Below are 12,214 nucleotides of genomic sequence, written 5' to 3' on the forward strand. Positions count from 1 at the left end.
CAACATCGCGCCATTACGCTGCTGGCTGTTCGCAACGTCCGTTGCGACGATTTACCTCTGCGGAACAGGGAAATGCGATGCGCAACAAACTCTCCTACGCATGTAAGAAGCCGGCTCTCCGACTCGCTGTACTCGGTGCGGCCGCGACACTCGGCGTGTTCGCCAACCCGGCCGCCGCGGGCGCAGCCGTCGACAACTCCAGGATCCTCCCACTCGAAGGTGGCCGCGCGATCGAAGTGACGCAGGCCGACACTTCGATCCAGTGGTACCCACCACTCGACAGCTCGCCGCTCAGTGTCGAATTCTTTGCAGACGGAACGACATCCGTCCGCATCACGGGTTACGAAGCGGCACAGGCGACGGGCACGAAACTGACCGTTGGATACCAGATCGGCTACCCGGCCGCGCTACCCGGTGCAATCGCTCACATCATCACCCCGGGGCTGGACGTCGGAGGAAACAACAGCGCGAACCTGGGGGTGGAGATCATCCCGGACCTGGCAGTGGGAGTCGACCTCGGTACCGGAAACGACTGGGGTGCCTCGATCGTTCCGGAGCAGGAGCTCGAGGTCGAACTCCAGCCCGGCGGCATCACCGATGTGCCGATCGTCGAGGAGCAAGTATTCGACGGTGACACCGCAACAGTGCGGTTCGCGGGTATCCACGGTTCGGTGTCCGGTGCGCTCGGTCCGGTCACGCTGCGGCCCTACGCGAAAGCGGTCACGTCGTCCAATGATGTGGTCATCACGTACGGTGCGCCGCACCGATTCTGACCCACGGTCTATTCGGGGGCGGGCCCGAATGCCCGGTTGCGCAGATTCCCGGCCCAGTGGCGCAGTGCCTCGAGCGAGGCGCTCGCCGCCCCGCGCTCGCCGCCCCGAGCCACTGATTCGAGGTAGCACTTGAGTTTCGGCTCTGTGCCCGAGGGCCTGACCACCACGCGGACTGTTGCACCTTCGAAGACGAGCGCGTCGGTGTTCAACGGTCCAGGATCGGTCGCAAGGTCGGTGGCGGTCACGGGTTCTGAAGCCAGTTCGGACGGGGGGTCGGCTCGCAGTCCGGCCATGATCGAGTCGATCTGTGCGGGATCGGTGGCGCGGATCGACACCTGGTCGCCCACGTGCAACCCGAACTCGCGGTGCAGGGCGTCGAGTGCGTCGGCGAGGGAGCGGCCAGACGCTTTCAGTTCGGCTGCGTAATCAGCGACCACGACTGCCGTACCGATTCCGTCCTTGTCACGTACGGCATCGGGGTCGACACAGTGCCCGATTGCCTCCTCGTACGCGTAGACGAGACCCTCGCCGGCTCGGGCGAGCCACTTGAAGCCGGTGAGGGTCTGCGCGAATCGGGCTCCGCGCGCGGCGGCCAGTGTGCCGAGCAGGGTCGAGGAGACGATAGTCGTCGCCACCAGGGACCCGGCCGGTGCGTTCTCGAGGATCCGGTCGCCGAGCAGCACGCCGGTTTCGTCACCGCGAAGCAACCGCCATCCCGTCGGGCCGGGAATCGCGACCGCGCAGCGATCGGCGTCCGGATCCAACGCGATCGCGATGTCGGCGTGGACGTCGGCAGCGAGTTCGAGCACGGCGTCGACGGCGCCCGGTTCCTCCGGGTTCGGGAACGCGACCGTCGGGAACGCGGGATCGGGCTCGAACTGCGTCGCGACGACGTGCACATCGGTGAACCCGGCCGCGTGCAGTGCGGCGACCGCCGTCTCGCCTCCGACGCCGTGCAGCGGTGTCAACGCGATCGTCAGGTCCCGATGCGGCGAGCGTGGCAACGACGCCACCCGCGCGAGGTAGCGGTCGACGAGGTCGCCCCGCGAGGTCACCACCGCCGTGCGAGGAACCGAGTCGGCGTCCGGTGCGTCGTCGATCGCCGCCTCGATCTGCCTGTCGGCGGGTTCGACGATCTGGGCACCACCCGAGAGATACACCTTGTATCCGTTGTCGGAGGCGGGATTGTGCGATGCGGTGATCTGAACTCCTGCAACCGCATTCAGCTCGCGCACCGCGTATGCCGTGACCGGCGTCGGGAGTGGTCGGGGTAGAGCGACGACGTCGAATCCCGCGGCGGTGAGCACCTCGGTGGTCGCGGTGAAGAACTCGGCGGAGCCGGTGCGTGCGTCGCGTCCCACCACGACTGTGCCGCCTCGATGTCCCTGTCCGACGAGCCATGCCGCGAGGCCCGCGGTGGTGCGCACGACGTTGGGAACGTTCATGCAGTCCGGTCCGTCGCCGACGGGACCGCGCAGCCCCGCGGTCCCGAACCGGAGGGTCACAGCCCAGCCGCCAGATCGCGCAGGAGATCACCCATGCGGGTCGCGGCCTCTCGCCCCGCGGCGAGGACCTCCGCGTGGTCGAGGTGCTCACCGGTGATGCCCGCGGCGGCATTGGTGACCAGCGAGAGGCCGAGGACACGCGCACCGGCCGCCCGGGCCGCGATGGTCTCGTGCACCGTCGACATGCCCACGAGATCCGCGCCGAGGATGCGCAGCATCCGGATCTCGGCGGGCGTCTCGTAATGAGGCCCGGGCAGTCCGGCGTAGACGCCCTCGCGCAACGTGGGGTCGATCTCGCGGGCGAGTGCCCGCAGCTCGGGGGAGTACGCGTCGACGAGGTCGACGAACTGGGCGCCGACGAGAGGCGAGCGGCCGGTGAGATTGAGGTGGTCGGAGATGAGAACGGGCTGTCCCACTCCGAGATCGGGATCGACACCCCCCGCGGCGTTGGTGAGGATCACGGTGTGCGCTCCCGCGGCGACTGCGGTGCGTACCGGGTGGACGACCCGGCTCAGGTCGTGGCCCTCGTAGGCGTGGGTGCGTCCCGCGAGCACGAGCACCGCATTGTCGCCGACGGTGAACGAGTACACGGTGCCGGGGTGTCCGGCCGCGGTGGGTGGCGCGAAGCCGGGGAGGTCACCCATCGGAATGCTTGCGGTGGGTTCGCCGAAGCGGTCGACTGCGGCGCGCCAGCCCGAACCGAGGACGACGGCAATGGTGTGTTCGGTGATGCCTGTGCGTTCGGCGACGAGGTCGGCCGCGGCGGCGGGATCGAGGATCTCGGGTGTTCCCATGAGGTCAGACCCTAGCGGCAACTCGAAAGTTACTCACGAGTAGGAATAGGGGTATTCTCGCGGTCATGCCTTACCTCGAACGTGACGGCGACGTCTTCGTCCTGTATCTCGGTAACCAGGGCGAAGAGGTCAACGAGAACCGCTTCCACCCCGACATGCTCATCGAACTGCACCGTCGGCTCGACGACGTCGAGGCGCACGAGGGCCCCGCAGCCCTCGTCACTGCCGCAACCGGGAAGTTCTGGAGCAACGGGCTCGACACCGACTGGATCTTCGGCAACTTGGCAGACCTGCCCGGATACCTGGACTCGGTGCACGAACTCTTCGTGCGGATCCTGACCTTCCAGATGCCGACGATCGCCGCCGTGCAGGGGCACGCCTTCGGAGCAGGCGCGATGCTCGCCCTCACCCACGATTTTCGGGTGATGCGCGCTGATCGTGGTTTCTGGTGCCTTCCGGAGGTGAACCTGAACATGCCGTTCACCGTCGGAATGTCCACGTTGATGCGGGAGCGGCTTCCCATCCGGACCGCGGTCGAAGCGATGACCACCGGTCGCCGATTCGGAGGCGTCGACGCAGTTGCCGCCGGCATCGCCGAGCAGCACGTGGACGGTGACCGAGTCCTCGCAGCGGCCGTCGAGAAGGCTGCGGCGTTGACCTCGACCCGCGGCAAGAACCTGGGCGGAATCAAGCGCGGCCTGCATGCGCCGCTGATCGAGGCGCTGCAGACGAAGACGGACGAGTCCAACTTCCGGCTCGGCTGATCATCGCCCGGGGTTGCGTGGCATCGTCGGATGCGCCCGTCCGGCATGACAGACTGGGCATCGTGACGACCGAATCCGACAGTGCGATCGAGGCTGCCTCAGACACCTTGATCGCACTGTCGCATTCGATCCACGCCGAGCCGGAACTGGCGTTCGACGAACACCGCAGCGCCGCCAAGATCGTCGAGGTCCTACGTGACGCCGGGTTCGAGGTCCGCACCGGCGTCGCCGACCTTCCCACCGCATTCGACGCCCGATACGGCAGCGGTGAACTCGTCCTCGCGTTCTGCGCCGAATACGATGCGCTTCCCGGAATCGGGCACGCATGCGGGCACAACATCATCGCCGCCGCGGCCGTCGGTGCCGGGATAGGGTTGGCTGCGCTCGCAGACGAACTCGGCGTCACCGTCCGCGTCATCGGCACTCCCGCCGAGGAAACCGGTGGTGGCAAGGTCCTCATGCTCGAGCGGGGAGAGTTCGACGACGTCGGCGCAGCCCTGATGGTTCATCCCGGACCGTTCGACATCACCGGGGCAACATCGCTCGCGCTCGCGGATATCGCCGTGTCCTACGCCGGACGGGAAGCACATGCGTCCGCGGCGCCCGAATACGGGCGCAATGCGGCCGACGCGGCAACCGTCGCGCAGGTCGCGGTCGGACTCATGCGACAACACCTGATTCCCGGTCAGCAGATCCACGGCATCGTCAGCGACGGCGGAGCCGCGCCCAACATCGTGCCCGGGCACTCCGAGATGCTCTACTACCTGCGCGCGACCACCGCAGACCTGCTCGATGATCTCCGAGAACGTGCAGGGCACTGCTTCGCGGCCGGCGCACTCGCTGCCGGATGCACCCACAGCATCCGGACCGTGTCGCCCACCTACACCGAACTCACTCCGGACCCGTGGCTGGTGCAGGCATATCGTGAAGAGATCATCGGTCTAGGGCGCGCACCGCTGCCCGTCGAAGAGGAAGGGTTCCGCCCGCTGGGCAGCACCGACATGGGAAACGTGACGAACGTTCTGCCAGGAATACACCCCGTCATCGGTCTCGACTCGGGTGGCGCCGTCACACACCAGGAAGCATTCGCGGCCGCGTGTATCACCGAGTCCGCCGATCTCGCCCTCCTCGACGGAGCCCGCGCACTCGCCGCGACCGCCACCCGCGCTGCCATCGATCCCGCTCAGCGTGCTCGCCTCCTCGAAGAGGTAAGCCGCCGATGAACCCGTATGTCGAGAAGTGGCTCGCCGAGCACGGTGACGACCTGATCGCCTGGCGCCGCCACATCCATGCCAACCCCGAGCTGGCTCGGCAGGAGTACGCCACCACCGAATTCGTTGCAATGAAGCTGACTGCCGCCGGACTCGCACCCAAGGTGCTGCCGCGGGGGACCGGTCTGATCTGCGACGTCGGGCCGACAGGCGGGCCACGGATCGCTCTGCGCGCCGACATGGATGCCCTTCCGCTGCAGGAGATGACGGGCCTCGACTTCTCGTCGACCGTTCCGGGTGTCTCGCATGCGTGCGGCCACGACGCACACACCACCGTGCTGCTCGGGGCGGGTCTCGCGCTCGCGTCGATTCCCGAACTGCCCGTCGGCGTCCGGTTGGTGTTCCAGCCCGCCGAGGAAGTCATGCCCGGCGGTGCTCTCGATGTCGTTGCGGCCGGAGGGCTCGACGGGGTCTCGCGCATCTTCGCGCTGCACTGTGACCCGCGGCTCGAGGTCGGCAAAGTGGGCATGCGCGTCGGCGCGATCACCTCGGCCGCCGACACCATCGAACTCGTCCTCGATTCACCCGGCGGACATACATCGCGGCCGCACCTCACCGGCGACCTCGTCTACGGACTGGGCACCGTGATCACCGGACTCCCGGGCATGCTCAGCCGGCGGATCGATCCACGCACGGGCACCGTCATGGTCTGGGGTGCCGTCAGCGCGGGCAAAGCGCCGAATGCCATCCCGCGCACGGGAATGCTGGCCGGCACGGTCCGCACCGGCGACCACGAGACCTGGGAACTACTCGAACCGATGGTCCGCGAGATCGTGCACGGCCTCCTTGCTCCCACCGGGGTGAGCTACGAACTGCACTACCGCCGCGGTGTGCCGCCCGTCGTCAACGACGAGATCTCGTCCCGGATGTTCGAGGATGCGATCCGGTCAGCCGGACCCGACACGCTGTCCGACACCCCGCAATCAGGTGGAGGCGAGGACTTCTCGTGGTATCTCGAACAGGTCCACGGTGCGATGGGGCGCCTGGGTGTGTGGTCGGGTTCCGGCCCTGAGCTCGACATCCACCAGCCGACGTTCGATCTCGACGAACGGGCACTGCCGGTGGGTGTGCGGGTGCTGACCAACCTTGCGCTCGGCGCGGTCGGATAGCTCCTTCGTGGGGCGGTGCGGATTCCCCCGCAAGATAAATAGCTCTCCGGGGGGATGCCCGATGACGAACCATCGACCTAGTGTCGGGTGTGCTCCATACGAGATCGAGGGCGACCGCCCCACCATCACGTGTCCGGGATGTCGCCTCCGGTCAGGTCCGAGCCGTTGTCGAAGCGTGGACACCGGAGACGTCGTACGCCCCGCTGCGCCCGCGCGGACGCAGCGGAACACCAGGTCTCGCCGGTGCAGTGCTGTTGCTGACCCTGCTGTTCGGCACGTCGGTCGGACAGCTGACCGACATGGTGCCGTGGGTCGTGGCCGCCTACCTGCTCGGGGCGGTGCAAGTGCTTCCGCTGGTGTTCGTGTTCGCGAGCCCGCTGGTGACCTGGCAACTGATGACCTTCGGGTTTGCCGCGGGCACGGTCTCGGGGCTGGTCCAGGACGAAGTCGTGCCATGGCCGGTCGCAAGTTGCATCTCGGCCGGTATGGCACTGATCGCACTCGCCTCGGACCGGCCGCTTCGGGTGGTGTCGGCTGCGGCGTCGACGTCGCTGATCCTGGTCGTCCTTCCTGCAATGTGGACGGTCGGCCTGCCGCTGCATGCGGTTGCGATGATCGCTGTTGCCGCCACGGGGATCGTGGCTGCCGGCGCGGTCTTTCGGCGACTGCGCGCGGCCGAGACACATCTGGTCGTGGAACGAGGGCTGCGCCGTGAACAGGAACACCGCGAAGCCATCGCCCGCGAGCGCACCCGTATCGCACGGGAGCTGCACGACGTGGTTGCCCACCATATGTCGATGATCGCGGTTCAGACACAGGCCGCGACATTCACACATCCGGAACTACCGGTCGGTGTCCACTCCACATTCGACGACATCCACGCGGCGGCAGCGACCGCGTTGACCGAGATGCGCAGGGTCGTCGATGTTCTCCGAGGCCCCGAAACGGAGGGCGGATCGGAAGCCCCCACACTCGACGGACTCGACGACCTGGTCGCGCGATGGTGCGGTTCGTCGGGGCAGGAGGTGGACCTGCGAGTACTCGGGAATCCGGACACGGTACCGACGGAGATCTCGTGTGCGATGTACCGCATCCTCCAGGAAGCGCTGACCAATGCGCATCGGCACGGGGCAGGAAACGGCGTGGCCGTCGAGATCCGGATCGGAGCGGGACATTCGCGCCTCACGGTCGGTAACACCATCGTTCCCGGCCACACGGCGTCCGACGGCGGAGGGCACGGGCTCATCGGAATTCGCGAACGGGTCGCCGCGTACGGCGGGACCGTGGAGACGGGCCCCGACGAGTATGGACGGTTCGTCGTCGATGTCGAGCTCGACCATCGTGCTGTGGCACACGCCGGTCTCAGGGAGGAGCGATGATGATTCGCGTGGTGGTGGCCGACGACCAGGCACTCGTCCGCGACGGAATTGCCGCGGTGCTGAACACTCAGAGCGACATCGACGTGGTGGGATCTGCGGGGGACGGCGCGGAGGCGGTCGAGCTCGTCACAGCATTGGATCCCGACGTCGTGGTCCTCGACATCCGGATGCCCAGACTCGACGGAATCGGCGCTGCGGAGGCGGTACTCACCAGGCCGGACAATCGCACCAGAGTGATGATGCTGACCACCTTCGACCTCGACGACTACGTCTACGACGCGCTGAGTCTCGGTGCCAGCGGGTTCTTGCTGAAGCAGTCGCCCGCGTCGGATTTCATCACGGGTGTGCGCACCGTCGCAGCGGGGGAGTCGATGCTCGCACCGTCGGTCACCACCCGACTGATCGCCGAATTCGCCAGGCGCAAGGGTACTGCGGTCGTGGAATCCGGTCGGGCGTCGGTGTTGACGCCGAGGGAACGGGAAGTCCTGCAGGTGATGGCGCGCGGCATGTCGAATCCGGAAATCGCGTCGGAGCTGTCGGTAGCGGAGGAAACGGTGAAAACCCACATCGGGCGAATCCTCGGGAAGCTGGGCCTGCGCGACCGCACTCAGGCGGTCGTCTTCTACTTCGAGCACGTCCAGGGCCGGGCCTGAGCGCTCGGGGCAGCTCGCCCGAGCTACCCCGAAAATCACTGCTGCAGGGGATGTTCGGATTATCGTGCGTCCGTAGCGTTTTCCACATGCTATTCGAGCGCACCCACATTCACGACCGGGCACGTTTCGTCTCGGCCGGTCTGTTCGCCCATCGATGGATGCTGACCTACGTGGCCTTTTCCGTGGTCGTTCTCGCCTACGGGGTAGTGACGCAGCTGCATCCGCATCGCGTCTGGGCCCTGTGGGCAGGCGCCGGATATGCGGTGGCCGCGGCGCTTGCAGCGAGGGGGCGCCTCACGCCGGCCGCAGTGTCTGCGGTGATCGGCGCCGTAGTGGCGCCGGGAACGGCGCTGATCGCTACACACACCGCCCAGCTGGAAGTGTCGGTGGTCGCAGAGTCGGCCGCTTCTCTGATCACCACGGGAAGTCCCTACGGTCCGGGTCCGTCGGTGCTGGCCGAGTACAACCCGTACGGCCCGGCGATGACACTCTTCGGTTTTCCCTCGCAGCTTTTTCCGGAGAACAGGATCGGTGATCCGCGGATCTGGTTCGCACTGTTCTTCGTTGCGTGTGTCCTGCTGGCGTCGAAGCTGGTCCTGGCCGGGCCGCTTCCGCGACGGTCCCGGATGCAGCTCACGGTTCTGATCGCGTCGCCGGTGGTTGCACTGCCCATGGCGGTCGGAGGAGTCGATCTTCCGGTTGTGGGCGCTGCACTTCTCGGCCTTGCGGCGGCGACCCGAGGCCGGGTGGTGACGACCGTGGTGTCGTTCGCATTCGCGTGTGCTCTCAAACCGCTCGCGGTCCCGGTCCTCGTGGTCGCGCTCGTTCTGATGAGTGCACGATACGACGGCCGCATCGCCCTGCGGGCCGGGGCAACGTGCGCGGCGTTGACGGTCGTGTTCCACATTCCGGCCTTCGCTGACCCGGGGGCCTTCGTCGAGCACACACTTCTCTTTCCTCTGGGACGCACGGATATCGTGACCCCGGCCGGCGAGTCGCTCGTCGGTGGGGCACTGACGCGTCTGGGGCCGTACGGTGCGACGCTCACCTCGGCCGTTCTGGCCGTTGCAGGAGTCTGTGCTGCCGTGGTGCTGGTGCGGAATCCGCCGGACTCCTTCGTTCGGGCAGCCTCGTTCGCCGCGGCCGGCCTCACGGTTCTCTTCCTGCTCGCACCCACTTCGCGGTTCGGGTACTTCGTCTATCCCCTGGTGCTCGGTGGAACCGCAGCCGTGTCCGTTTTGTTCACGGAAGGTCGAGCAGTCCGTAACCCCGTTGCGGAGGTACGCGAAAGTTGACCACTGGTTAAGAAAGGCTTACCTTAGGATCCGTTACGTTACCTCACGAGCGTCCTGCTCGACCTAACGGAAGAATCCTGTGTCAGCACCTGAACGCATCGCTCCCGGCCCAGGCGAATCTGCCTCCGCCGCACTTGCTCCGGTCCTACGGATCACCATGGGCACCGACCAGCTTTCAGGGGGTGTCCACGGCGATCCCCGCCTCGGCGAGGTCGACATCTACCGCCTGCCGAGCATCGACCTCACGTCGGTGCGCGGCCTCATCATCGGCGGAGGGTCCGATCAGATCTTCCTCGAGCGAAAAAAGGACCTGCTCACCGAGTTCGTCACCTCTGGTGGCCGAATCGCGGTCATGGGGCACGTGCTCACCGACTTTCTCCCGGGGCTGGGTGTGTGGCGCAAGCTCGCGTACACCGGGCCGAAAGACCTGGCGATCACTCTCGGCGACCCGCACCCGGTATGGCACGGCGTCGACCCTGTCGATCTGAGTACCCGCAAGGGCGTCACCGGGTTCTACGCTCGTGGCTACATCGACAAGATTCCGGAGGACGCCCTCGTCACCACCCGGATCGGGCGGCACACGCTTCCCCTCGACTACGTCTACCCGTCGGGGGAGGGGCAGGTACTTGCGCATGGCGGCAACGACCTCACCGGCTGGGCGAACGATCCCAACAGCTCTTCGAAGCTGACCACGCAACTGATCGATTGGCTGGTGCAGCGGTGACGACCGTCGAACCCTTCTCCCCTACCGACCTTGCGCCCCAACGGGGTACGCGACTCGCGCTCGTCCACGGCGGCTCCTACCCGCACCTGCAGACGATGAAGGACCCGGCGGTGCTCGCCCACCAGCCGGACTTCCACTACCTCGCAGACCTCGCCGACGGCGACCTCGACGGCTACTCGACGGTGATCGTCGCAGACCGACTGCACCCCGACCTCGTCGCTCGCCACGCCGCGCAATTCCGCGCTGTCGCCGAGCGCGGCGGCACGCTCGTCGTACTCGGCGAGAACCAGGCCCACACCTGGCTTCCCGGCGTCGCCTGGGAACCGCGGCCGACGAACTTCTGGTGGTGGCTCCACGGGGAGGACCCGTTGATCCGCACCCGTAGTCACGACCACGAATCATGGCAGTACCTGACCACCAAGTCGGCGATCTGGCATCACCACGGACTACTGAGCACGGACGCAGACGTGGTGCCGCTGATCGTCTCCGAGGAGCCCGATGCCGCGGGTGACGCGCACGACGCGGGCATGATGCTGTATGAGGACACCGTCTCGACCCCGGGGCGCCTGATCGTCACGACCCTCGATCCGACGTACCACCACGGCAGCAACTTCATGCCCGGTGCGACCCGATTCCTGTACGCGCTTCTGCGCTGGGTCGACAACACATGAGTACCTCGGATACGTGAGACGAGGGCGCCCGGTCACCGAATGTCGGTGACCGGGCGCCGGCCTACTCTGCCTCGGATTCCCTCAGAGTATGGGCGACAAGAGCATTCGCGTGACCATGCCCCATTTCGTGATCGGCCTTCAGCCAGTTCACGAGTTCCATGTGCTTGGTGAGGTCCGACGAGCGGATCAACGCCTTCCACTGCTCGATCGGACGGCCGTACTTCTTCTCGATGGACGGGAAATACGATTCGGGGCCCTTGGGTGTGTCGGTCATGCCCGTCAGGGTAACCGCGGTGCCCGACACGTTCGGCGAACGTCCCTGCCCACCTCGATCAGCGCCGACGTTGTCCTACGCGGCGAGATACGAGCCGGGTGAGCGCCGCGACTGCGGATCCGCCGGCAGCAGTGCCCACTACGAGCAAGAGCAGGCCCACGACCCACAATCCGGTTTCGTCACTCGCTGCCGCGTTGCGCCCCCACGCAAGCGCAAAACCTGCGGTGACGCATGCGACCACCGCGATGCTGCCCCTGACCGAACAGCGCAGCGCCAGGCATCCCGCGACGACGATGCAGGTGATCGTCGCGCCGGACGCGACCACCTGCATCGTCGAATAGGGCCCCTCCACACTGCCGTCCGGCAGCGTGCGGTAGCCGGACTCCCATCCGAGCCACGCGAACCAGGTCGCCATCGACGCGACGGCGACGGTGAGCAGGATCAGTGTCGTGCGTGGGGAGGGCATGGTCGTACGGTACGGACCCGCGGTTACCCCACGAAGTCGTAGACCTCGTCCGCGGGCGCGGCGAGCAGACGATCGGCCATCTCCTGCTTGAGTACCGTCAACCGAGCGTCCTCCGCTTCGGTGCGATCCGCCTTGCGGCCGAGGGTGATGAACTCGTCGGTGACGAACCCTTCCCGGATCTCGAGGCGCACGGTGGTGCCGCGGTAGGTGAGCACGAAGACGTAGCGTTCGAGGGTCGAACCTCGGTCGGAGCGCTCGAGCGTCGAATCGACGGTGAAGCGTTCCTCCGTGACGGCGCGTGCGACCGCCTCGAATGTGTCGCGTACACCCTGACCGCGATGCGCGGTGGAAATGGTGATCTCGCGCCGCTCGGCCGGGGAGTCGGGACTCAGGGCCGGCAGGGCGCGCTCGAGTACCTTGACAGCGTGGGCGACACCCCCAGGGAATCCGGGGCCGTGGTACTTCATGACGTCGTCGACGGTGAAGTCGATGGGCATCCCGTTGTCGATCAGATTCAGCTGTGCAGACATGTCTTC

Annotated in this window: 14 protein-coding genes; 9 read left to right on the forward strand and 5 right to left on the reverse strand. The window is 66.7% G+C overall.

The window, feature by feature from the left end; translation table 11 throughout:
• The first annotated feature begins 77 nt into the window (after positions 1 to 77).
• Positions 78 to 773: an MspA family porin gene (locus ACZ46K_RS14625; protein ID WP_054807722.1), complete on the forward strand. Its 696-nt coding sequence runs from the start codon at positions 78 to 80 to the stop codon at positions 771 to 773.
• A gap of 8 nt (positions 774 to 781) precedes the next feature.
• On the opposite strand, the gene ACZ46K_RS14630 is transcribed toward ACZ46K_RS14625, so the two are convergent.
• Both ACZ46K_RS14630 and ACZ46K_RS14635 read right to left on the reverse strand, forming a co-directional pair.
• Positions 782 to 2,278 carry a phospho-sugar mutase gene (locus tag ACZ46K_RS14630; RefSeq protein ID WP_464748933.1) on the reverse strand — a complete coding sequence of 499 codons (1,497 nt, stop codon included), beginning with the start codon at positions 2,276 to 2,278 and terminating at the stop codon, positions 782 to 784.
• The gene (locus tag ACZ46K_RS14635) at positions 2,275 to 3,072 is read right to left on the reverse strand and encodes a purine-nucleoside phosphorylase (protein ID WP_464748935.1); all 798 of its coding nucleotides are present in this window, start codon (positions 3,070 to 3,072) and stop codon (positions 2,275 to 2,277) included. The genes ACZ46K_RS14630 and ACZ46K_RS14635 overlap by 4 nt, the downstream gene beginning before the upstream one ends.
• A gap of 65 nt (positions 3,073 to 3,137) precedes the next feature.
• Between ACZ46K_RS14635 and ACZ46K_RS14640 the strand changes: the two genes are divergently transcribed.
• The 8 genes from ACZ46K_RS14640 (at position 3,138) to ACZ46K_RS14675 (ending at position 10,938) form a co-directional block, all read left to right on the forward strand.
• Positions 3,138 to 3,836 carry an enoyl-CoA hydratase/isomerase family protein gene (locus ACZ46K_RS14640; RefSeq protein ID WP_464748937.1) on the forward strand — a complete coding sequence of 233 codons (699 nt, stop codon included), beginning with the start codon at positions 3,138 to 3,140 and terminating at the stop codon, positions 3,834 to 3,836.
• A 62-nt stretch (positions 3,837 to 3,898) separates the two neighbouring features.
• Positions 3,899 to 5,059, forward strand: a complete 1,161-nt coding sequence (locus ACZ46K_RS14645; protein ID WP_464748939.1) for a M20 family metallopeptidase — start codon at positions 3,899 to 3,901, stop codon at positions 5,057 to 5,059.
• Positions 5,056 to 6,216: a M20 family metallopeptidase gene (locus ACZ46K_RS14650; protein ID WP_054805348.1), complete on the forward strand. Its 1,161-nt coding sequence runs from the start codon at positions 5,056 to 5,058 to the stop codon at positions 6,214 to 6,216. Before ACZ46K_RS14645 ends, ACZ46K_RS14650 begins: the two co-directional genes overlap by 4 nt.
• A gap of 89 nt (positions 6,217 to 6,305) precedes the next feature.
• The gene (locus ACZ46K_RS14655) at positions 6,306 to 7,595 is read left to right on the forward strand and encodes a sensor histidine kinase (protein ID WP_464748942.1); all 1,290 of its coding nucleotides are present in this window, start codon (positions 6,306 to 6,308) and stop codon (positions 7,593 to 7,595) included.
• The gene (locus ACZ46K_RS14660) at positions 7,592 to 8,248 is read left to right on the forward strand and encodes a response regulator (RefSeq protein WP_054805346.1); all 657 of its coding nucleotides are present in this window, start codon (positions 7,592 to 7,594) and stop codon (positions 8,246 to 8,248) included. Before ACZ46K_RS14655 ends, ACZ46K_RS14660 begins: the two co-directional genes overlap by 4 nt.
• 86 nt (positions 8,249 to 8,334) lie before the next feature.
• Positions 8,335 to 9,543, forward strand: a complete 1,209-nt coding sequence (locus ACZ46K_RS14665; protein ID WP_464748944.1) for a glycosyltransferase 87 family protein — start codon at positions 8,335 to 8,337, stop codon at positions 9,541 to 9,543.
• 79 nt (positions 9,544 to 9,622) lie between these two features.
• On the forward strand, positions 9,623 to 10,267 hold the full coding sequence (locus ACZ46K_RS14670; protein ID WP_464748946.1) for a hypothetical protein: 645 nt from the start codon (positions 9,623 to 9,625) through the stop codon (positions 10,265 to 10,267).
• Entirely contained in the window at positions 10,264 to 10,938 is a 675-nt protein-coding gene (locus tag ACZ46K_RS14675; protein WP_054809815.1) for a hypothetical protein, read from the forward strand. The genes ACZ46K_RS14670 and ACZ46K_RS14675 overlap by 4 nt, the downstream gene beginning before the upstream one ends.
• 61 nt (positions 10,939 to 10,999) lie before the next feature.
• Here ACZ46K_RS14675 and ACZ46K_RS14680 read toward each other — a convergent pair whose 3' ends face one another.
• Genes ACZ46K_RS14680 through ACZ46K_RS14690 form a run of 3 tightly spaced genes read right to left on the reverse strand, consistent with a single transcriptional unit; the run spans position 11,000 to position 12,208 of the window.
• On the reverse strand, positions 11,000 to 11,212 hold the full coding sequence (locus tag ACZ46K_RS14680) for a DUF4287 domain-containing protein (RefSeq protein ID WP_054805350.1): 213 nt from the start codon (positions 11,210 to 11,212) through the stop codon (positions 11,000 to 11,002).
• A gap of 58 nt (positions 11,213 to 11,270) precedes the next feature.
• Positions 11,271 to 11,678 (reverse strand): hypothetical protein, encoded by a 408-nt coding sequence (locus tag ACZ46K_RS14685; protein ID WP_054805342.1) that lies wholly within the window; start codon positions 11,676 to 11,678, stop codon positions 11,271 to 11,273.
• A 23-nt stretch (positions 11,679 to 11,701) separates the two neighbouring features.
• Positions 11,702 to 12,208, reverse strand: coding sequence for a hypothetical protein (locus ACZ46K_RS14690; protein ID WP_054805341.1), 507 nt, complete (start codon positions 12,206 to 12,208; stop codon positions 11,702 to 11,704).
• Between the last annotated feature and the right edge of the window lie 6 nt (positions 12,209 to 12,214).

The organism is Rhodococcus sp. JCM 9793 (genome assembly GCF_055380405.1).

Bases quoted from the DNA above. Each gene is read 5' to 3' on its own strand.
- ACZ46K_RS14625 (WP_054807722.1), top strand. From the start codon at position 78: ATGCGCAACAAACTCTCCTACGCATGTAAGAAGCCGGCTCTCCGACTC.
- ACZ46K_RS14635 (WP_464748935.1), bottom strand. From the start codon at position 3,072: ATGGGAACACCCGAGATCCTCGATCCCGCCGCCGCGGCCGACCTCGTC.
- ACZ46K_RS14640 (WP_464748937.1), top strand. From the start codon at position 3,138: ATGCCTTACCTCGAACGTGACGGCGACGTCTTCGTCCTGTATCTCGGT.
- ACZ46K_RS14650 (WP_054805348.1), top strand. From the start codon at position 5,056: ATGAACCCGTATGTCGAGAAGTGGCTCGCCGAGCACGGTGACGACCTG.
- ACZ46K_RS14660 (WP_054805346.1), top strand. From the start codon at position 7,592: ATGATGATTCGCGTGGTGGTGGCCGACGACCAGGCACTCGTCCGCGAC.
- ACZ46K_RS14665 (WP_464748944.1), top strand. From the start codon at position 8,335: ATGCTATTCGAGCGCACCCACATTCACGACCGGGCACGTTTCGTCTCG.
- ACZ46K_RS14680 (WP_054805350.1), bottom strand. From the start codon at position 11,212: ATGACCGACACACCCAAGGGCCCCGAATCGTATTTCCCGTCCATCGAG.
- ACZ46K_RS14685 (WP_054805342.1), bottom strand. From the start codon at position 11,678: ATGCCCTCCCCACGCACGACACTGATCCTGCTCACCGTCGCCGTCGCG.
- ACZ46K_RS14690 (WP_054805341.1), bottom strand. From the start codon at position 12,208: ATGTCTGCACAGCTGAATCTGATCGACAACGGGATGCCCATCGACTTC.